16 protein-coding genes are annotated in these 20,231 nt (G+C 53.9%); 9 read left to right on the forward strand and 7 right to left on the reverse strand.

Annotation, left to right across the window (positions count from 1 at the left end):
- Positions 1-4 precede the first annotated feature (4 nt).
- From terD to SOM48_RS13285, 3 genes are all read left to right on the forward strand, one after another.
- Positions 5-583: a tellurium resistance membrane protein TerD gene (gene terD / locus SOM48_RS13275; protein WP_000116676.1), complete on the forward strand. Its 579-nt coding sequence runs from the start codon at positions 5-7 to the stop codon at positions 581-583.
- 55 nt (positions 584-638) lie between these two features.
- Entirely contained in the window at positions 639-1,214 is a 576-nt protein-coding gene (locus SOM48_RS13280) for a TerD family protein (protein ID WP_023478842.1), read from the forward strand.
- 213 nt (positions 1,215-1,427) lie between these two features.
- Entirely contained in the window at positions 1,428-2,675 is a 1,248-nt protein-coding gene (locus SOM48_RS13285; protein ID WP_128482954.1) for a vWA domain-containing protein, read from the forward strand.
- A gap of 324 nt (positions 2,676-2,999) precedes the next feature.
- Here the strand turns inward: SOM48_RS13285 and SOM48_RS13290 are convergent, their stop codons facing one another.
- From SOM48_RS13290 to SOM48_RS13300, 3 genes are all read right to left on the reverse strand, one after another.
- Entirely contained in the window at positions 3,000-3,395 is a 396-nt protein-coding gene (locus tag SOM48_RS13290; protein WP_320512129.1) for a nuclear transport factor 2 family protein, read from the reverse strand.
- A 113-nt stretch (positions 3,396-3,508) separates the two neighbouring features.
- On the reverse strand, positions 3,509-4,543 hold the full coding sequence (locus SOM48_RS13295) for a hypothetical protein (RefSeq protein ID WP_320512131.1): 1,035 nt from the start codon (positions 4,541-4,543) through the stop codon (positions 3,509-3,511).
- A 371-nt stretch (positions 4,544-4,914) separates the two neighbouring features.
- Positions 4,915-6,825, reverse strand: a complete 1,911-nt coding sequence (locus SOM48_RS13300) for a sigma 54-interacting transcriptional regulator (RefSeq protein WP_320512133.1) — start codon at positions 6,823-6,825, stop codon at positions 4,915-4,917.
- A gap of 234 nt (positions 6,826-7,059) precedes the next feature.
- Here SOM48_RS13300 and SOM48_RS13305 point away from each other — a divergent pair, with 234 nt between their 5' ends.
- From SOM48_RS13305 to SOM48_RS13315, 3 genes are read left to right on the forward strand one after another with little or no spacing between them, the layout of a single operon-like run.
- Entirely contained in the window at positions 7,060-8,256 is a 1,197-nt protein-coding gene (locus tag SOM48_RS13305) for a CaiB/BaiF CoA transferase family protein (protein WP_288882529.1), read from the forward strand.
- Positions 8,257-8,266: 10 nt separating this feature from the next.
- Entirely contained in the window at positions 8,267-9,184 is a 918-nt protein-coding gene (locus tag SOM48_RS13310; RefSeq protein WP_288882527.1) for a hydroxymethylglutaryl-CoA lyase, read from the forward strand.
- A gap of 23 nt (positions 9,185-9,207) precedes the next feature.
- A complete protein-coding gene (locus SOM48_RS13315) occupies positions 9,208-10,539 on the forward strand; it encodes an MFS transporter (protein ID WP_288882525.1) in 1,332 nt (443 codons plus the stop codon).
- A 36-nt stretch (positions 10,540-10,575) separates the two neighbouring features.
- Here the strand turns inward: SOM48_RS13315 and SOM48_RS13320 are convergent, their stop codons facing one another.
- Positions 10,576-11,067 (reverse strand): GNAT family N-acetyltransferase, encoded by a 492-nt coding sequence (locus SOM48_RS13320; protein ID WP_288882523.1) that lies wholly within the window; start codon positions 11,065-11,067, stop codon positions 10,576-10,578.
- A gap of 168 nt (positions 11,068-11,235) precedes the next feature.
- Between SOM48_RS13320 and SOM48_RS13325 the strand changes: the two genes are divergently transcribed.
- Positions 11,236-12,057: an alpha/beta fold hydrolase gene (locus tag SOM48_RS13325; protein ID WP_076769836.1), complete on the forward strand. Its 822-nt coding sequence runs from the start codon at positions 11,236-11,238 to the stop codon at positions 12,055-12,057.
- Between the two features lie 166 nt (positions 12,058-12,223).
- Here the strand turns inward: SOM48_RS13325 and SOM48_RS13330 are convergent, their stop codons facing one another.
- The 3 genes from SOM48_RS13330 to SOM48_RS13340 form a co-directional block, all read right to left on the reverse strand.
- Positions 12,224-14,002 carry a thiamine pyrophosphate-requiring protein gene (locus SOM48_RS13330; protein WP_320512135.1) on the reverse strand — a complete coding sequence of 593 codons (1,779 nt, stop codon included), beginning with the start codon at positions 14,000-14,002 and terminating at the stop codon, positions 12,224-12,226.
- A gap of 197 nt (positions 14,003-14,199) precedes the next feature.
- Positions 14,200-15,750: a sensor domain-containing diguanylate cyclase gene (locus SOM48_RS13335; RefSeq protein ID WP_076769834.1), complete on the reverse strand. Its 1,551-nt coding sequence runs from the start codon at positions 15,748-15,750 to the stop codon at positions 14,200-14,202.
- 88 nt (positions 15,751-15,838) lie between these two features.
- Positions 15,839-17,068, reverse strand: a complete 1,230-nt coding sequence (locus SOM48_RS13340; RefSeq protein WP_288882519.1) for a diguanylate phosphodiesterase — start codon at positions 17,066-17,068, stop codon at positions 15,839-15,841.
- A 478-nt stretch (positions 17,069-17,546) separates the two neighbouring features.
- Here SOM48_RS13340 and SOM48_RS13345 point away from each other — a divergent pair, with 478 nt between their 5' ends.
- Both SOM48_RS13345 and SOM48_RS13350 read left to right on the forward strand, forming a co-directional pair.
- Positions 17,547-19,085, forward strand: a complete 1,539-nt coding sequence (locus tag SOM48_RS13345; RefSeq protein ID WP_320512136.1) for a methyl-accepting chemotaxis protein — start codon at positions 17,547-17,549, stop codon at positions 19,083-19,085.
- 54 nt (positions 19,086-19,139) lie between these two features.
- A complete protein-coding gene (locus tag SOM48_RS13350) occupies positions 19,140-20,216 on the forward strand; it encodes a mannuronate-specific alginate lyase (RefSeq protein WP_320512137.1) in 1,077 nt (358 codons plus the stop codon).
- Positions 20,217-20,231: the final 15 nt, after the last annotated feature.

Raw genomic sequence — 20,231 nt, forward strand, 5'->3', positions numbered from 1 at the left:
TTTTATGAGTGTTTCTCTTTCCAAAGGTGGGAACGTATCCCTGAGTAAAGCCGCGCCGTCAATGAAAAATGTCCTGGTGGGCCTTGGCTGGGATGCGCGCTCGACTGATGGTCAGGACTTTGACCTGGATGCGTCAGCTTTTCTGCTGGCCGCTAACGGCAAAGTGCGCGGTGACGCCGATTTCATTTTTTATAACAACTTAACCTCTTCTGACGGCTCCGTAACCCATACCGGTGATAACCGCACCGGTGAGGGCGACGGTGATGATGAATCGCTGAAAATCAAACTGGATGCGGTGCCGTCTGACGTCGACAAAATCATCTTCGTAGTGACAATTCATGACGCGCAGGCGCGTCGCCAGAGCTTCGGACAGGTTTCCGGCGCGTTCATTCGCCTGGTTAATGATGATAACCAGACTGAAGTGGCGCGCTACGATCTGACTGAAGATGCCTCAACCGAAACCGCGATGCTGTTTGGTGAACTCTATCGTCACAATGGCGAGTGGAAATTCCGCGCGGTCGGCCAAGGTTATGCTGGTGGCCTGGCATCCGTTTGTGCTCAGTACGGCATCAACGCATCTTGATCTCATACATGGGCTGATTATTCAGCCCAAACACAACTGTTAGCAGGAGCTAAAAATGGCAGTTTCTCTCGTTAAAGGCGGTAACGTATCTCTGACTAAAGAAGCACCTACCATGAATATCGCCATGGTCGGTCTGGGTTGGGATGCACGTGTAACTGACGGTCAGGGTTTCGACCTGGACGCCTCCGTATTCGCAGTTGGTGATGACGGTAAAGTGCTGTCAGACGCCCATTTCATCTTCTTCAACAACAAAACCAGCCCTGACGGCGCAATCGAGCACCAGGGTGACAACCGTACCGGCGAAGGCGACGGCGACGATGAGCAGGTCAAAATCGATCTGACCAAAGTCTCTGCTGACATCAAAAAACTGGTGTTCGCAGTAACCATCTATGAAGCCGAAGCGCGTAAACAGAACTTCGGTATGGTGAGCAACAGCTTCATGCGCGTTTACAACAACGACAACGGCACTGAAATTGCTCGCTTCGATCTCTCTGAAGATGCTTCTACTGAAACTGCGATGATCTTTGGCGAACTCTATCGCCACGGCGCCGAGTGGAAATTCAAAGCCGTTGGGCAGGGCTTCGCGGGCGGTCTGGCTGCGCTTGCTTCCCAACACGGCGTTAATATCTAAAAGATATAAAAATATAAAACCCCGGAGAGTAAGCCGGGGTTTTTATTTGCTTCTTATATTTAAAGCGTTGCCGCTTTTACAATTTTTATGGCTATTGTGGTATCCGCGCTATCACTTCCTTAACGACGCAAAAGAGATGAATCCGCTTCAGCGCTTCAGGCACACCCGCATGTCTGAGGGCAGGGAGCAGGGTTATTGATAAGGACAACACGTATGAGATTACAACCGGGACAAAACACGCCGCTGGCGGAGAGCGTCATCACTCTGAACCTCAACTACACGGGACGGGCAGGGTTTAAGAGCGAAGTCGATACCTGTCTGTTTATGCTCAATGCCGGGGGAAAAGTGAGCGGCGATGCCGACTTTATCTTCTTCAATAATCTCACCTCTGCGGAGGGCGCGGTCAAACTGGCGCTCGGGCAGCAGCAATCCAGCGTAACGATCGCGCTCGATCGTGTTCCCGCCAGCGTCAGCAAGATTAGCATCACGGTCGTCATTGACGGCAGCGAAAGCATTGATGCACTGAGCCAGTTAAGCATTGAAGCTCAAGGCATTGCGGATTTTCACGTTGAAACCGCAGGACGCAGCGAAAAAGCGATCATTCTGGCGGAAGTCTATCGTCACAATAGCGACTGGAAATTACGGGCAATGGGGCAGGGCTTTAACGGCGGGCTTGAACCATTAGCCGTCAGCTATGGCGTGGATGTTGCCCAGCCTGCCGCGCAGCCTTCAACGCCGGCACCGACGCGCATCAGCCTCGAGAAAAAGCTGGAAGATAAATCGCCGCGGCTGGTTAGCCTGGCGAAGAAAGCCACGGTCAGCCTGACGAAGAATAAACTGGATACGCTCCAGGCAAGCGTTGCGTTTGTTCTGGATGCTTCCGGCTCAATGAGCGGGCAATTCCACAAAGGTAACGTTCAGGCTGTACTCGATCGCATCGCGGTGCTTGCCGTTCAGTTTGATGATGACGGCGAGATGGATCTGTGGGCTTTCGGCAAGAAACATAAAAAATACCCGAACGTCACGCTGGATAATCTTGACGATTACATCGAGACAATACGCAAGAACGGCAAGCGTACGATGTTTGAGATCCTGCCGGGGCTGGGCGGTGTGAATAATGAGCCGCCGGTGATGGAAGAGATCGTCGAATACTTCAAAGAGTCCAAACTGCCGGTTTACGTGGTCTTCATTACCGATGGCGGCATCAGCAAGACGCGTGAGATTAAAGAGGCGATTCGTCGCTCCGCAAACTATCCGATCTTCTGGAAGTTCGTCGGCCTTGGCGGGTCGAACTACGGCATTCTCGAAAACCTTGATGACTTTACCGATCGCCGGGTAGATAACACCGATTTCTTTGCGATGGATGATTTCGGCACCATGAGTGACGAAAAACTCTATGACAACTTGTTGGAAGAGTTCAGGCCCTGGATCGATGAGACCAGGAAGATGGGGATTCTCTGACAATACGCATAAAAGAGCCGGGGATCCTCCCGGCTTTTTTTATGGTGGCGTTTTCCACGGCAGCGGTGAGGCGGATTCAGTAAAGAGAAGCACCTTTGATTATGGAGTGCGTAACCAGTCGGCTGATATGAGGTTTGCTCATTGCTGACCGGAAGGATGAGTGGAGCAGGGAACAACATGGCCGGGGCGATAAGCGTGAGACCACTGAGAGTCTGGATGGATACCAAATATGTCATTTAACATAATATACATTATACGCACCAAAGGAACCAAAAGCCCAATCCGACATTTCTCGGTGAGAATCAGCTTGCTCAACCGAGCTGGTCAACACGCCTCTGGCGTACCCTGATGAAACTGCATTTGCCACTCTTCACCTGTTTTTATCCATATCGATGCGCGCAGCGTTGGTTTTGCCATAGCGCCTTGTGTATCAAGGGTAAAACTGCGATACGTCAATAATGCGCATCCTTCGCTCAGCACCGTGACTGCGAAATCCTCCGCGTGGATTTCATCTTCCGGCGTGTCGTTGATCAGCGCGTCAACAACCTGCGCTCTGTCGTAACGTCTACCTGAGCGACCAATCTCAAAAAACTGTTCATGCAACAATTCGTCGATCACGCTGAGTTGGTTACGGGTTTCCAGGCAATGTAACTGCCGCTCACGTTCGCGAAGCTTCGCGCACAGCGTTTGGTTGTCGTCCATCATCTGCTCCAGTTTCATAAAACGCGGCATGGTTTAAAAACCAGTTATTAAATTCGTCACTGATTTCGCGAAGCTGAAAATCAGCAGTAACCAGGCCGCTGCGGGAGGCGATCCCGCAGCGTCTTTTAGCCTTATTGCGCGGTCTTATCGCCCTTCTCTTTGGCTTCTCCCAGCTCCTCGCGGCTTAAAACCCGATAACGGGTAAATTTATCGCCAGTGGTGCATCTCACGACCACGCCGTGTAAATCCCCGTCCTTCAGGAAAAAGCCACGGTACTGATTAATACCCACCGCTAAATAACGCGCTTTTTCGCCCAGTTCATCAATCGTCTGATAGCGATCGCCGCACCGAAACGTGCTGCGCGTATCGAATTGATAAAATGTATTCATCAGCGCACCGCCAAGAGTACGGACATTGGCCATCATTAATCCCGGCATGACGCAGGCAAACGCAACCACCAAAAATATCTGGCTGCTCATCGGCAGCGCGACGCGCTTTTTACGTCGCCGCACGCTGGTTTCCATCACCCCTGAAATCACCGTAATTAAAAAATAGGCAATATTAAAAGCGATAAAGGCCGCCATAAATAGCGTCAGGCACCAGGTGGTGTAAGGCATTTGCGCGGCGGAAATATCCCAGGACTCAAGCAAAATAGCGCTGGCAGACATTTTGGCGAAAAAAAGTACCAACGCGAGCACCAATGGCCAGGTTTTACCAAGCAGCGAGGCGGCCTGCTTTGACAACACCGATATGCACAGCAAATAGAAACGCACCAGACAAGCAAAGCCCAGGGCGCAGCAAAGTGCGACCAGAAACCAGACAATAGTGGCGCTGGCATGGGCGATCGCCAGCAGAAAACATGCCGAGAGCAATAGCGTTGTTGCTCGCGCCATCGACACAAGCACTTTCACTTTGCTGTATTGCTGGCGCGGCAAAAAACGCTTCAGACGTTTGCTCTCCTGTGCATGAAACAGCGTGCTCCCTCTGTATTCGATAATATACGCACAGAGCCATAGCATATTGAACCAGACCACCACGCCGACAAGGGACGGATGATGGGTTTTATTGGCAATGGCGAGCAGAATGAGCGTAATGACCCAGTTAATGCACCAGAAAAGAATTAGCGCGGGTATCTGCCGCGACAGTTTATGCAATAAAACGAACATGACCTTCCCTTCTGTCAGAAAAAACTAACCTTAAAGCGGAATATTTCTGGTGGCAACCTGACCAGAGGGGTTTAATTACGCCGCGTCACTATCTGCAAAAAAACATAATTGCGGATACCCCCTAATTATAGGAGGCCAGGTATTATCTTAAGGCGTGACTGGCTATACTTCGTCGCTTAGCTGAAACAGGTGTTATAAAGAGATAAGAGGAAGAGATGCACACTTTAGGAATGATTTGCGGTGCCGCGTTGGTGGTGGTTATCGTTATGGCAATAAGCAAGCGTAAGCGTTAATCGCACACGCCAGCGCCGCCTCCATGCGGCGCTTGTGTATTATCGCTCCATACCCACCACGCGCAACCATCCGCAGGATTAATGATTAATCCCCTTCAGCTTTCGCCATAAACTCATTTTGCTGATGCCAAGCGTAGCCGCGGCTTGCTCCTGGTTTTGCTGATACCGGTCAAGATAAAACCGTATCACCTGGCGCTCCACATCTTTGGTTATCTCTTTCAGTGAGCTTTTGGTCAGATCAACCTGCAGCGGCGCGCTGGGTTGCGGCGCTGGCGCAGCGGAAAAAGCCGAGCCGGTAAGCGAGAGCATCTCCGGCAATGAGTAATGCGGAAACCCGACGGAGAGCAGCGCCAGCCGCTCAATGATAAACCGCATCTCGCGCACGTTACCCGGCCAGGCGTACGTCGCGAAAAAATCGACAAACTGACCGAGCAGATGTTCTGCCGCCGCGTCACACAAAAACTTACTCGCCAGGTAACGGAAATCACCTGCACGTTCGCGCAACGGCGGCACGGTCAAAGGCAAAACATTGAGCCGGTAAAAGAGATCGCGGCGAAAACTTCCCTCCCCGGCCATGCTGGAGAGCGCGCGATTGGTCGCGCCAATAATTCTTACATCAACGGGAATGATATCTTTCCCGCCGATATGCATGATCTCATACTCCTGAAGAACGCGCAGCAGACGGCTCTGGATCGGCAGCGGCAGCTCGCCAATTTCGTCGAGAAAAAGCGTGCCCCGATGCGCCAGCTCAATCAGGCCCTCCTTCCCTTCCCGCTTTGCGCCGGTGAAGGATCCGCCTTCATAACCAAACAGTTCGCTCTCCAGTAAACTCTCCGGAATGGCGGCGCAGTTGATGGCCACAAACGGGCCGCTTTTGCGGTTACTGTGGTTATGAATACTTTGGGCAAACAACTCCTTACCGGTGCCGGACTCGCCATAGATCATCACCGGCGAATCGGTTCGCGCATAGACCTGCGCCAGTTTTTTCACCGCCTGCATTGCGCTGTCGGCGGTCAGGATATGATCGAAGGTATAGCGGGCATTAAAGCCCTTCTTCTGTAATTTGCCGCGAATAATGCGCTCAACTTTCTGGATCTGCGGCGTATCAGTAAATGAGCAGACCACGCCGATACAGTTTTTCCCCATAAACATCGGTACGCGGCTGGTAATGATTGAGGTGTTCTCCAGCTCCTGCAGTTCGCGGATCTCCGGTGACTTCGATAGCAGTACCTGATTAATGCGCGTGTTTTTAATAATGGCATCAATCTGTTTTCCCAGAGCATGCGGGGCACTTATCCCGATGATGCTTTCAGCCGCTTTATTGAAGAGCTGAATATCATTATTTTCATTGGTGACGATAATCCCCTCGGTGATGGAGGACAAAATAATCTCCAGCCGCGTCATATCCAGCATTTTGCGTCTGGTCGTCTCAACGATGGCCAGCGCCTCTCGCAGGGCGCTATTAACTGACTCCACGCCGTTTTCAATCAAAATCCCCTGCATTTGATAGTGTCGTGCCGTTTCGGTCACCGGGCATCCCCCCGCCACGATGGTGTAGTGCCTGGCATAACACTGCTCCAGTTGTGACGTCATATCCTCATGAGAAATAAAGACAAACTCATCAATAACGATATTCAGGGAGGATGCCAGCAGCACAACATCGGGTAAATAGCGCTGGTAATTGAAAAAAGCAATCGGACGCTGACAATCTTTGAGCGGAATTAATGCTTTCAGTAAATCAGAAACCGACATCTGAATAGTGACGACGGGAATATCCGTCGCGCGGGCAATATACTCTGCGGTTCCGCCCCGGCTAAGAATTACATCGTAATACTCTTTATCGAGCGTGCGCGCAATGGTCGCCGCTTTTTCCAGGCTGCCATGATAGACATGACTATTGAATAGCCCGGCGCACTGTGCAATTACGACATCCGCTAAATAAGGATAAGGCGTAATTAACGCTAAATTTGGCAATGATTTATGTTTCATATTTTCAGTCTGGTTTGTTGTTATCTTATTAACTGAATAACACATTTGAAATTGCTAACACAATTGCTATGGACCCATTACGCCACTCAGATCATTACCGCTCTTAAAAATACAGAACTATCAATGAGTTAAAGAGAATATTAATGTACATCATTTCTGGCATACATCTTGATTACTCTTTGATGGGTGTAATAAACACCCACACATTCATTCTTAACATTAAAGGAATCAATTATGAGTCATCAGGCAGGTGTATTGTCCGGCGTGCGGGTTCTCGATTTGACACGCGTATTAGCAGGTCCCTATTGCGGAATGATGCTGGCGGATTTTGGTGCCGATGTGATTAAAGTTGAATTACCGGGCAGAGGCGATGATTCACGCGCTAATGCACCGCAAATAAATGGCGAAAGCGCCTACTTTATGAACTTAAATAGAAACAAGCGCGGCATCACACTTAATTTAAAATCAGAAGAAGGCCGTGCTATTTTTCTCGATATGGTGCGCAATAGCGATATTGTTCTTGAGAATTATCGCCCCGGCGTAATGGAAAAGCTGGGTCTCGGTTACGAAGATTTGCGCAAAGTTAACCCGGCGATTATTTATGGCGCCGTCTCTGGATTTGGCCATACCGGCCCCTACTCCAGGCGCGCAGGTTACGACATTATCGGCCAGGCGATGAGCGGGCTGATGAGCACCACTGGCTGGCAAGACACGCCGCCAACCCGTACCGGCACGGCGATTGCGGATGTCGTCGGCGGTATGAGCTGCGCCATCGGCGTGCTGGCGGCCTATGCGAACCGCCTGAAAACCGGCGTTGGAGACAAAGTCGATATTGCGCTGGTTGACTCGATGGTCTCTTCCCTTGAGATCATCAATATCATCTACCTGAATACGGGGCGTATTCCGACACGTATCGGCAACCGTTACGAAGCCATCTATCCCTACGACTCCTTCGAAGCGCAAGATGGCTACGTCATCATCGCCTGCGGCAACGACAAACTCTATGGCCTGCTAAAACAGACGCTCAATATTCCGGCTCTGGAAGATGAACAATTCCGCACCAATATCGATCGCGTCACTCATCATGCAGAACTGAAACCTATCATTGAGACCTGGACGCGCACGCTGCCTATTGACCGCATCGTCGAGCGCCTGCTGGAAGCCGGTATTCCCGCCGCACCGATTAATACCATCGATCGCGTCACACAAGATCCGCATATTGCCAAAGCGCGCGAGATGTTCGTCGATATTGACCATCCGGTCGCCGGAAAAATCACCATGACCGGAAACCAGGTCAAATTCACCAATAAAAAAGCCTCGATTCGCTTCCCTGCCCCGACTCTCGGCCAGCACAACCACGAAGTATTAAAAGAGCTGCTGGGCTACTCCGATGAAAAGATCGCAGAGCTTATTCAGACAGGCGTTTTATAAGGAGATAACGATGCCAACAGCTATTCAGATTACCGAAGTAGGCCCGCGCGATGGCTTTCAAAATATTAAATCGTTTATCGACACGGATTTAAAAACGTTGATTATCGATAAACTCGTTGACGCAGGCTTAACTCAGATCGAAATAACCTCGCTGGTCAGCCCAAAAGCGATCCCGCAAATGGCCGACGCCGGTAGGGTTATTGAACACGTACTTGCTGAACATCCGCAGATAACACCCTGGGTATTAGTGCCTAACAGTAAAGGCGCGCAGTTAGCGCACCAGCATCAGATTAAGCACATCAACTATGTGATATCGGTCAGCCCGGCGCATAACCGGGCCAATATCAATCGCAGCCATCAGGAGTCACTGGAGGATCTGCGTGCGATTCGCCACCGCTGGCCGGAATTAACGATCGCGCTGTCGCTGGCGACAGCGTTCGGTTGCCCCTTTATTGGCGCAACAGATAGCAACACCCTGCTGGAGATCATCGACTCCGCCCAGCAACTGGGCATCCGCCGCGTCACCCTGTGCGACACCATTGGCGTTGCCAATCCGCGCCAGACTGCGCGGGTGTTGCAAAGCGTACAGCTGCGCTTCCCGGACGTCGATTTCGCCCTGCATATGCACAACACCCACGGCATGGCGCTCGCCAATATGTTGGTCGGTTATCAGAACGGAATCAGGCGTTTCGAAACGGCGGTGGGCGGGCTGGGCGGTTGTCCTTTCGCTCCGGGCGCGGCCGGGAATTGCGCCACGGAAGATGCGGTAAATATGTTTAACCGCATGGGCGTCAACACCGGAATTTCTCTTGAAGCACTGTTAACCGTCGCCTCTGGTATACGGGAAACCATTGAGCCGCAGCTTTTAAGCGCCCTTTCACGCGCGCGTCCTTACAGCGAATTTGATTTTTGCGGCGATAAAAAATAATAAACCCTACGGAATTACCTATTATGGATAACAAAACAGTCAGACCAAAAATGACGCACTACAGATGGTGGGTGATGAGCTTTATTTTTGTCATCTACACCGTCGCCAATGCGGATCGCGCCAATATTGGCTTCGCTATCCCTTTTATTCAGGAGGAGTTTAACCTCTCCAACACCATGGCAGGCGTGCTTATCAGCCTGTTCTTTGCCGGTTATGCCTTCTTTCAAATTCCCGCCGGCTATTTAATTAAACGCTATGGCATGCGCAATATTTTCGCTCTCGGCATGCTGCTCACCTCGATATTTACCGGCTTTATGGGCGTCGTAAATAGTGTCTGGTTGCTGAAGCTACTGCGCTGCCTGGTAGGAATCAGCGAAGCGCCGGTGGTGATTGGCTCCACGGCCACCATCAATCAGTGGTTCCCGGCGAAAGAGAAAGGCACCGCAACCGGGTTGTTTCTCGCGGGATCCAAGTTTGGCCCACTGATTGTGCCCGCACTCTGCGCCTGGATAATCATGACCTGGGGCTGGCGATATATATTTGTCTTCTTCGCCATTCCCGGCATCCTGCTCTCACTGTTCTGGTATCTCATGGTACGTAACAAGCCGGAAGAGAGCCGTTTCGTGAATGCGCAGGAGGTGGCCTATATTCGCGAAGAGTCGACGGCGGTTACCCAGAGTGCGCAACAGGAGACGCTGAAATATGGCTGGCTGGATAAGCTGATTCGCACACAGCAGGTGGAGGAACTCACCACCTCGAAACAGGTGTTTCGCTGCTGGGATATCTATGGCGTGGCGCTGGGCTACTTTTCGATGGTCGGCATCGTCAGCGTGTTGATGTCCTGGCTGCCCAAATATCTGATCACTGAACGTGGGTTTGATTTAACCAGCTCCGCCGTGCTGGCGGCGGCACCGTTCCTCGGCACGGTATTAGGCAATTTTCTCGGCGGCGTGCTGTCGGACCGGGTGTTAAATAAACGCCGCAAACCGCTGATGCTGCTAAGCGCTGGCGCCACTATCTTCACCATGTATTCGCTGGTCTATGCGCCAGAGAGCAAAATAGTCCTCTCGCTGATGCTCTTTATGCTGGGGTTAATGCTGTCGCTGGGCTACTCGGCCTACTCCGTTTACGCCATGGGCCGCGCCAGTAAAGAGATCTATCCGGTGGCCTACAGCGTTATCAACATGGGCGGGCAGCTCGGCGGGATGTGTATGCCGCTGCTGGTTGGCGTGATTCTCGACACCTGGAACTGGGACGCGGTGTTTATGGCAATGACCGGCTTCTGCGCGCTCTGCTTTATTATGGTCTCGACGGTAATTGAACCCCTGTCGAAGAGCATAAAAATCATCAGATAAGCACGATCAGGGGCGGCAACGCCCCTTTTCGCCCTCTTATGTTTTACACGAGGTTTCAGCCAAATAGCAGATCATATCAATGCACTTCAGATCCGCACCCGCCAGCTTCGAGTGATAAACACTCTCCCGCACCACCGCGAACCCGCGCTTTTGATAGAAGTTGCAGGCATTGGGCGTTGCCGCAAGCGTCAGATGGCTAAAGCCACGGCTGAGCGCCTCCTGTTTCAGAGCATCCATAATGCGCGTCGCCAGTCCGTGGCCTTCCCACTCCGGCAGGGTAAAAATTGCTTCGATGCTGCCAGTGGCAATATCGAGAAAGCCGGTCGCTACCGGCTGCCCCTCTTCAGATAGCGCGATATAAAAAGGGTTCTCGTTAATCATCATTACCTGCCCCTGCGGCATCGTCTCCGGCGTCCAGGCGGCAATAATCTCATCGCTATAGACCCCTTTGCAGCCGTGGCGGATCGCCGCATTGCGTACCCGCCAGATAGCCGGTGCTTCATCGGGTTGTGCCAGCCTGATCTTCATCCTTATCTCCTTACGTATTCTCCGATTCCCTCCGCATGCTCTGCACGCGCGCGATGGGCTGCTACAGTTTTACGGTAGTGATTCGAAACGCGAGGCGAATCAGCCGCGATACGAACGTTTATGAATAACCAGCAAGAATGTGTCACCACTCAACGATGAGGTAAGGCAATGAGTACTATCAAAACGCAAGATGGAACGCAGATCTACTACAAAGATTGGGGTTCAGGTAAACCGGTGCTGTTCAGCCACGGCTGGCCGCTGGATGGTGATATGTGGGACAGCCAGCTCAACTTCCTCGCCGAGCGCGGTTACCGGGTTATCGCCTTTGACCGTCGCGGCTTTGGCCGTTCCGAGCAGCCGTGGAACGGCTATGACTACGATACCTTTGCCTCCGACATCAACGATCTGATCACTGCGCTGGATCTGCATGATGTCACGCTGGTCGGCTTCTCCATGGGCGGCGGCGACGTGGCGCGCTACATTGGCCGTTATGGCACCTCGCGCGTGGCTGGTCTGGCGCTGCTGGGCGCCGTTACGCCTATTTTTGGCAAAACGGACGACCACCCAGAAGGCGTTGATAAGAGCGTATTTGATGAGATCAAAGAGGGTCTGCGTAAAGATCGCGCGCAGTTTATTAGCGACTTTGCCACGCCGTTTTATGGGCTTAACGCCGGGCAGAAAGTGTCTGACGGCGTACTGACGCAGACCCTGAATATCGCCCTGCTGGCGTCGCTGAAAGGGACGATTGATTGCGTCACCGCGTTTTCGGAAACCGACTTCCGCGAAGACATTAAAAAAGTTGATGTGCCGACGTTGGTGATTCATGGCAGCAATGACCAGGTGGTGCCGTTCGAAGCGACCGGTAAGCTCTCAGCCGAGATGATCCCCGGTGCCGAATTGAAGGTTTATGACAATGGTCCGCACGGCTTTGCCGTTACCCACCAGGATCAGCTCAATAACGATCTGCTGGCCTTTTTGCAGAAGATTTGAGTTACACACTCTCCAGGCCTGATAAGGCGTAGCCATCATCAGGCGCTGCTTGCCGGATAGCACTGCGCTTACCCGGCCTGCAACACCGCGTAGGCCTGATAAGGCGGAGCGGCCATCAGGCAGTCTGACAAAAGCCCGGTGAGATCATTCTCACCGGGCTTTTTCATCACTTCTTATGGAACAACTGGCTGGCGGTATCGCTAATCACCTGCACGGCACCACGATCTCCCTTCGCCATTGAGGCCATAAAGGCTTTCGCCTGCTTAAAGGTAATATGCGGCGGCAACGGTGCCACTTCCGGGTCTGTCTTCACCTCCAGCACCACCGGGCGGTCGGACTGCAACGCCTGCTGCCAGGCGGTTGAGAGCGCGTCCGGGTTATCAACAAAAATCCCGCCCAGCCCCAGCGATTGCGCAAACTCGGCATAACGCACATCCGGCAGTTGCTGGGTTGCTTCAAAGCGCGGATTGCCCTCCATTACCCGCTGCTCCCAGGTTACCTGGTTAAGATCCTGGTTATTGAAGACGCAAATCACCAGCCGCGGGTTCGCCCACTGCTGCCAGTACTTCTGAATGGTAATCAGCTCTGCCATATTGTTCATCTGCATTGCCCCATCACCCACCAGCGCGACAACCACCTTCTCCGGTGCGGCAAATTTCGCTGCAATCGCATATGGCACGGCAGCACCCATACAGGCAAGCCCGCCGGAGAGCGACGCGCGTTGTCCCTGCTTAACGCGGTAATCGCGGGCAAACCAGTTGGCGCAGGAACCGGAATCGGAAGTGACTATCGCGTCATCTGGCAACAGCGGAGACATCTCCCACACCACGCGCTGCGGGTTAACCGGGTTCGCCGGTGCCATCGCGCGCTGCTCCATCAGCTCCCACCAGCTCTGCACATTTTTAGCAATCGACTCCTGCCAGCTGCGATCGGTTTTCTGCTCCAGCAGCGGCAGCAAGGCGCGTAACGCCTCTGCTGAGTCACCGTGGAGATTGACTTCGCAGGGATAGCGCAGCCCCAGCATCGCCGGGTCGATATCAATCTGCACGGCGCGGGCGCTGCCCTCCGCCGGCAAAAATTCGGTCCACGGGAAACCGCTACCAATCATCAGCAGTGTGTCGCACTCCTGCATCAGTTTCCACGAGGGTTCGGTGCCAAGCAGCCCAATCGAGCCGGTAACAAACGGCGCATCATCAGGCAGGACATCTTTACCGAGCAGCGCTTTCGCCACGCCAGCACCCAGCACATTCGCCGCCTGCACCACTTCCACCGCCGCATTGCGTGCGCCAGCACCAATCAGGATGGCCACTTTTTTACCGGCATTCAGCACATCCGCGGCGCGTTGCAGATCGACCTGATGAGGAATAACGCGCGGGCGCTGATAGCCCGAGCCGGAGTGGGTAAAACCGTGGGCGTGCTGCGGAGCCTGCCAGGGTTCGTCCTGCACATCTTTCGGGATAATGACCACCCCGACACCGTTCTGCGCCATCGCCACGCGCACACCGCGATCCACCAGATGGCGCACCTGGGTAGGCGTTGCCGCCTCCTGGACAAAGTTGGCGACGTCAGAGAAGACGCGATCGAGGTTCATCTCCTGCTGGTAGCTCGCCCCGCGCGCGGTAGTCTCTGCCTGGCCGGCAATCGCCAGCACCGGAGCGTGATCCATTTTGGCGTCGTAGAGGCCGGTCAGCATATGGGTCGCCCCCGGGCCGCCGGTCGAGAGACAGACGCCCAGTTCGCCGGTAAATTTGGCATGGCCAACCGCCATAAACGCCGCCATCTCTTCATGGCGAACCTGGATAAACTCAATGCCGTCGCCGGATTTATTCGCGCGCTGAATTGCCCCGAGCACGCCGTTGATGCCATCTCCGGGGTAACCATAAATACGTGTCACGCCCCACTCTTTCAGGCGCTGGACGAAGAAATCGCTGGTCTTCATGCTCATCGTGCTCTCTCCTTGCAGCTTCATTAGAAACATTAAGGGTAGTCGATGATGATGCAGGTATTGGATTTGGTCGTTGTAGGCCGGATAAGCGTAGCGCCATCCGGCAAAATGCCTGATGACGACGTCGTCTTATCAGTCCTACGAGGATTTGCAGTCCCAGGCCGGGTAAGCGCAGCGCCACCCGGCAAGGGCGCATATCAGGAGGCGGAAAGCGCCCGGTCGCGCCCGTCAATTTTCGCCTGGTAGAGCGCCTTATCCGCCCCCTCTTTCAGGCGAATGGCATCATCATAATTTTGATCGGCAACCAGGCTATAACAGCCGGCGCTGATGGTCACAATGCTCTGCTGCGCGCTGGTCTTGACGTGCGGGATCTGCGCATTGCGCACCGCAGTCACCGCCTGACGGGCAACAAACAGCGCCGCTTCAGGCCCGGTATCCGGCAGAACAATCGCGAACTCCTCCCCGCCGTAGCGAGCAATCAAATCATTCGGTCTCAGTTTCAGCTTTTGCAGGATCTCGCCCACCATCCGCAGACAGTTATCCCCGGCAACATGGCCGTAAAAATCGTTATAGCGCTTGAAGTAGTCGATATCGATCATGATCAACGCCACCGGTTTTTGCGTCAGCGCTGAAGCCTTCAGGCTTTTATTTAAAAAGAGATCGAACTGGCGACGGTTCGCAAGCCCCGTCAGCCCATCCGCCAGCGCCATCAGTTGCAGCGTATGGTTGATACTGGTCAGCTCATCACGCAGCACCGCAAGCTCGGTCTGATTACGTACATTAAGCCGCACCTGGCGAAAGATAATCGACCCCATCAACAGGGTGCCGAGCAGCAGCATGCCGTTAAGCACCAGATCCGGCAGGCTCTCCTGCAACCACCTGTTCCACAGCGCCGGTCTGTCATAACCGGCAGCAACCACCAGCGGATAGCGTTCAAGCCGGGCAAAGCCGTAGGTGCGTTCAACATGATCAAGGGCAGAGACCCAGGTACCGTTACCGCGATCTTTTCGCGCCAGCTCCCGGGTAAAGAGCGGGCTGGCAGAGAGATTGCGGTTAATGATCTCGTCACCATACGGGCGCACATAGAGCGCGGTGCCGTCAATATTCAGCAACGCCAGCATGTCGCGGCTGCCGAGCTCAAAGTAGGCGTAAAAATGACGGAAATAGTCTATCCGCACCGTCGCCAGCAGGATGCCTTCAAAGCCGCCCGCTTTGTCGCTGATGCGCAACGACACCGGGATCACTAAATCGCCGGTTGTGCGGCTACGGATCACATGACCAATGTGCACGCTACCGTGCCCATTACGGCGGTGATAGATAAAATATTCGCGGTCGCTGTTGTTTGACATCACCGGGATTTTGCCAAACGACGTCGATTTCATATTGCCCTGAGCGTCATAGACCATCAGACCATGCAGTTGCGGCAGGCGGGATTTCAGATCGGCGAGATAGATATCAAACTGTGGTGCATTGATCTGGTCAACGTTCTCGACCGGCAGATTACGGCGAATGTCGCGCAGCACCAACTCTGCCTGAAGAAAGGTATCTTCCGCTTGCCGCGCCTGCGAGATCGACAGGTTAACCGCATCGCGCTCAATATCCTCGACCGCGCGCTCCCAGGAGCGGGTCAGCGTCCAGGTGGTGGTCGCCACCCCTGCCAGCAGCAATGTCACGATAAAAAAGGTGATACTGCGCCCAAGCGAAGATTCGAGTGCCAGTTTCCGTGCGAGCTGCTTTCTAAATTTCATCCACGCTCCTTTGTCACATCCACTGTCGATACGTTAAGCATAGAAGCACGATGATCTATAAGCCAAACCGGTTAAGCGTTTCGTACTGTCAGGCTCTTTTAGTAAGAGGAACGCGCTCAGGCCAGTTAATCGCCGGGACGCCATTCAACATCGGGCGGGCGAACAGGAAGCCCTGAAAACGCTCGACGCCGACGGCTTCAAGCCAGCACCACTCCTCTACCTTCTCCACCCCTTCCGCGACAACGCTGATTTGCAGCTCGGCGCAGCAGTCGAGAATAGCCTTAACAATCGCCTGTTTCGGGCCATGAAGATGAATATCGGTAACGATGGTGCGGTCGATTTTCAGCTTATCGGGCTGAAACTTCGCCAGCAGCGACAGCCCGGCAAACCCTGAACCAAAGTCATCAATCGCCAGGCCAATTCCCGCCGCGCGCAGCTGGCGAATCGCCCAGGTGAACTCGTCATAGCTGGAGATCACCTCATCTTCCGTCACTTCGACAATAATCTGCCCGGGGCTGAGCTTATTGCGCGCAACGTGCCCAAGGAGCATATCCACCGCGCCCGGGATCTTAACCAGCGACATCGGCAGCAGGTTAAGGGCAATTTTGTGATTGCCAATACCAATGCGTCGCGCCATCGCCAGCGCCCACGCTTTGGAGGCGAGATCCGCTTCGTGCAGTTTCTCCGGCGCAATGGTCGCGAAATAATCCTGCGGGCTGCCGCCGTCTGGCCCGCGGATCAGCGCTTCCAGCGAGGAGATTTTGCCGCGCAGGGGTTCGATAATCGGCTGAAAGGCAAACTGACAGGGCTGCCCTTCAAGCACGGGCAGCGTCCCCTGGCTAAACGGCGACGCTTTGCGGGTAAAGCGCCACTCGTCAGGCGAGGTATTGCGCACGCCGCCGTTGTTGTTTGCCGAAGAGATAAAATTGCGGATAAATTTGTAGGCCCGATCGCTGCTCGCCTGGGTGTAGCGCACCATGCCAAAGCGCAATACCGCGCGTAACACCGTCGCAGGTTGCACCGTTCGCAGATCAAACAGCACCATGCCGCGATCGACAAAGCGGCGGCGCGGCGCAAAGTCCCGCAGCAGTTCGACGATATTACCGTGGCGAATATCGCTGTTGATGCGCTCAAAAACGCTGTTAACCGACTCCAGCGGTCCTTCAAGAACCTGCAAAAAGTACTCGCCGTCGAACAATAAGATACCCGTCACCTGCAACGCTGCGTTGCTGTGGTTTGCTCGCTCGACAATAGCAGTCAGTTGAGAGGGAATTAATGCCCGATTCAGTCGGCTACGGTATATCAAAGTCGCTAACACGCGATGCTACCCTCAAAATGCCCACAAAGAACCCGAATGGATGGTGCCATCGCGGGAGTCTAGCAAGATCCTGCCCGTCCCGTTGGCTGAACAGAGGCCAATCTGTTAGCGTGATCGCAGATTAAAGTGACTTTATGGTACACATTCCTTCACGCACCCTTCGCAGCCCAATGTTAAAACCTCTTTTTCCCCGCTGCGCTTTTTTGTCCCCTCCCTGCATCGCCAGCTATCAATTTGGCTTAAGGGTTTACTTAATGCTAGCTGATATTTCGCAGCGCATTTTTATTTTTCAGAATAATAACAATTATGCGTTTCACTCTTTTAGCGTCACTTAAAAAATAATTAACCCAACCGCTTTTCGTGTCGCCTAAGTTAATGGAAAATGCCCGGGCAATAACAATAACGACATTTCCTGAAGAAAATAACTATGCTCTTTGCGCCTGCGGCAATAGATGGCGCGATCCACCGTGGGGTTATTATGAAACGCAACACACCCGTTACACAAAACGAATATTTACTTAACGAAGACTCGACACTATTATCGACAACCGATACGCAAAGCCATATCACTTATGCCAACACAGCATTTATTGAGGCCAGCGGTTTTACGGAAGAGCAGCTGAAAGATCAGCCGCACAATATTATTCGCCACCCGGATATGCCACCCGCCGCCTTCGGCGATATGTGGTTTACCCTCCAGCAAGGCGACAGCTGGACCGGGATCGTCAAGAACCGCCGTCAAAATGGCGATCACTACTGGGTGCGCGCTAACGTCACGCCGGTCTACCAGCAAGGGAAATTAACCGGCTATATCTCAGTGCGTAATATTCCGGCACGCGAAGAGATTGACGCCAGCGCGGCGCTTTATCAGCGTGTTAATGAAAATAAAATTAAAGGTTATAAATTTTATAAAGGATTACTGGTTCGCCGCGGTTTACTTTCATTTTTATCTTTATTTCAACGTATCAGTGCAGCCGGACGCATTTATTTCGGCATCATCCCCTCTGCTGCTCTGTTAGTGGTATTGCAATTCATCTATTTTAATGCCGTAGAAAAATCCGCAGCGGTGTTAATTATTTTCGCCCTGCTCACGCTCTTTTTGCAGCAGCAATTTTCCCGACCGCTGAAAATTGTGCTCGCGCAAATGCAGCGCGTCGTTTCCGGGCGCAAAGCCGATTACCAGCACTTTAATCGCGTCGATGAGATTGGGCTTCTGATGCGTTTGGTCAATCAGTCCGGGCTCAACCTCAACTCGCTGGTCGGCGATGTCTCAGCGCAAATTGCCGGCATCCGCGGGGTAAGCGAGCAAATTGCCCGCGAAGGCGACGCGCTGCACAGCCGCACGGCAGAAACCTCCGCTGACCTGCACCAGACGGCGGCAGCGGTTGAGGAGATTGCCAGCGCGGTGAAACAGACGGCGGAAACGGCGGCAGAGGCCATGAGCCGGGCAGACGAAACCAGCGCCGGCGCCGTGAAGAGCGGTGAGGCGATGAAACAGGCGATCGAAATGATGCAGGCGGTTTCGGCAGATAACAGCAAAATCGTCGATATTATCGGCGTGATCGACAGCATTGCCTTCCAGACTAATATTCTCGCCCTCAACGCGGCGGTGGAAGCCGCACGCGCCGGTGAGGCGGGCCGCGGGTTTGCCGTGGTGGCCGCCGAGGTGCGTAATCTGGCTCAGCACTCCGCCTCGGCGGCGCGACAGATCCAGACGCTGATTGAACTCAACGTGGCAAATGTGAAAAGCGGCGTCGGTATGGTTGCCAGCACGGAGAGCCACCTGACGGCGATGATCGAGAATGTGGTCACCATGTCGACGATGATTAAAGAGATCGGCACCGCCACCCATGAACAGACGCAGGCGCTGGCGCTGATTAACGACTCGGTCTCCCGCGTGGGCAGCATGACGCAAAACAACAGCGGCATGGTTGACCATGTCACCCAGGCGGCGGAAAACCTCTCTGCGCGTGCCGCGCGCCTGCATCGTGCGGTGCACGTTTTTGGCGGCAGCTGAGCAGCAAACGACCATGCTATAGTCCCCCTTCCAGTAGCGGAAGGAGAACGTAGCATGATGTTTCTGCGCGCAGGGCTGATCTTTATCCTCTTTACCACGGCAACACTCGCCGCCCCCCTTGTTCCCCCCGCAGGCTTTAGCCAGCCCCCGGCAACGCACACGCTGGCTAAAACCGTCTCCTGCCCCGACGCGCCACCGCCCTTTACCGGCGCACTCGATTTTCGCAGTAAATATGAAGGTTCAGACAGCGCCCGCGCCACGCTCAATCCGCAGGCAGAAGCGGCTTTCCATGAGCAAACTCGCGCCATCGCCGATATGGAGAAATTCGTCAGTGCGCAAATCACCGCCTGGCACCGCAGCGGCGATGCCCGCGATGTTACCTGTGTTGTCACCGCGCTCAATCGCTGGGCTACGGCCGGGGCGCTGCTCGGCGAGGCGCGAAACCACACTGGCAAATCGATGCGCAAATGGGCGCTGGCTACCTTCTCATCAGGCTGGCTTCAGCTGCAATTTTCAGCGAGCCATCCGCTGAACGCCTGGCCTGAGCAGACGCAAAACATCACCCGCTGGCTGGGCGAGATGGGGGATTTAACCGCCAGCGAATGGCGGGATTTACCGCAAAGCAAGGTCAATAATCACAGCTACTGGGCGGCCTGGGCGTTAATGGCAACCTCAGTAGCAACCGGGCGGCAGGATCTCTTTGACCAGTCACTGGCGATCTACCGCACCGCTATGCAGCAGATTGATGCCGACGGCTTTCTGCCTAATGAGCTGCGTCGTCGCCAGCGGGCGCTGGCTTATCACAATTACGCCCTGCAACCGCTGGTGATGATCGCCCTTTTCGCACGCGCTAATGGAGTCAATATGCCTCAGGAGAATAAGGCTGCATTACAGCGGCTTGCCACGCAGGTGATTGCCGGGCTGGATAATCCGCAGCCCTTCACCGACAGAAGCGGCGCTCAGCAGGATATGGCCTTTTTGCAGCAGCCGACAAATCTCGCCTGGCTTGAGGCCTGGTGCCAGCTCTCGACCTGCAATAACGATCTGCGCGCACGGCTCGCCAGCCTGCGACCGCTGCAAAACAGGCGCCTCGGTGGGCCGCTGACGCTGCTAATCGGGCCAAAAGCGTGATGCGGCGCACAAGGC

The organism is Kosakonia sp. CFBP8986, assembly GCF_034044935.1.
In the GTDB taxonomy this organism is placed as follows: domain Bacteria; phylum Pseudomonadota; class Gammaproteobacteria; order Enterobacterales; family Enterobacteriaceae; genus Kosakonia; species Kosakonia cowanii.

Coding starts and splice junctions, on each gene's coding strand:
- terD (WP_000116676.1), top strand. CDS start 5: ATGAGTGTTTCTCTTTCCAAAGGTGGGAACGTATCCCTGAGTAAAGCC.
- SOM48_RS13280 (WP_023478842.1), top strand. CDS start 639: ATGGCAGTTTCTCTCGTTAAAGGCGGTAACGTATCTCTGACTAAAGAA.
- SOM48_RS13285 (WP_128482954.1), top strand. CDS start 1,428: ATGAGATTACAACCGGGACAAAACACGCCGCTGGCGGAGAGCGTCATC.
- SOM48_RS13290 (WP_320512129.1), bottom strand. CDS start 3,395: ATGAAACTGGAGCAGATGATGGACGACAACCAAACGCTGTGCGCGAAG.
- SOM48_RS13295 (WP_320512131.1), bottom strand. CDS start 4,543: ATGTTCGTTTTATTGCATAAACTGTCGCGGCAGATACCCGCGCTAATT.
- SOM48_RS13300 (WP_320512133.1), bottom strand. CDS start 6,825: ATGAAACATAAATCATTGCCAAATTTAGCGTTAATTACGCCTTATCCT.
- SOM48_RS13305 (WP_288882529.1), top strand. CDS start 7,060: ATGAGTCATCAGGCAGGTGTATTGTCCGGCGTGCGGGTTCTCGATTTG.
- SOM48_RS13310 (WP_288882527.1), top strand. CDS start 8,267: ATGCCAACAGCTATTCAGATTACCGAAGTAGGCCCGCGCGATGGCTTT.
- SOM48_RS13315 (WP_288882525.1), top strand. CDS start 9,208: ATGGATAACAAAACAGTCAGACCAAAAATGACGCACTACAGATGGTGG.
- SOM48_RS13320 (WP_288882523.1), bottom strand. CDS start 11,067: ATGAAGATCAGGCTGGCACAACCCGATGAAGCACCGGCTATCTGGCGG.
- SOM48_RS13325 (WP_076769836.1), top strand. CDS start 11,236: ATGAGTACTATCAAAACGCAAGATGGAACGCAGATCTACTACAAAGAT.
- SOM48_RS13330 (WP_320512135.1), bottom strand. CDS start 14,002: ATGAGCATGAAGACCAGCGATTTCTTCGTCCAGCGCCTGAAAGAGTGG.
- SOM48_RS13335 (WP_076769834.1), bottom strand. CDS start 15,750: ATGAAATTTAGAAAGCAGCTCGCACGGAAACTGGCACTCGAATCTTCG.
- SOM48_RS13345 (WP_320512136.1), top strand. CDS start 17,547: ATGAAACGCAACACACCCGTTACACAAAACGAATATTTACTTAACGAA.
- SOM48_RS13350 (WP_320512137.1), top strand. CDS start 19,140: ATGATGTTTCTGCGCGCAGGGCTGATCTTTATCCTCTTTACCACGGCA.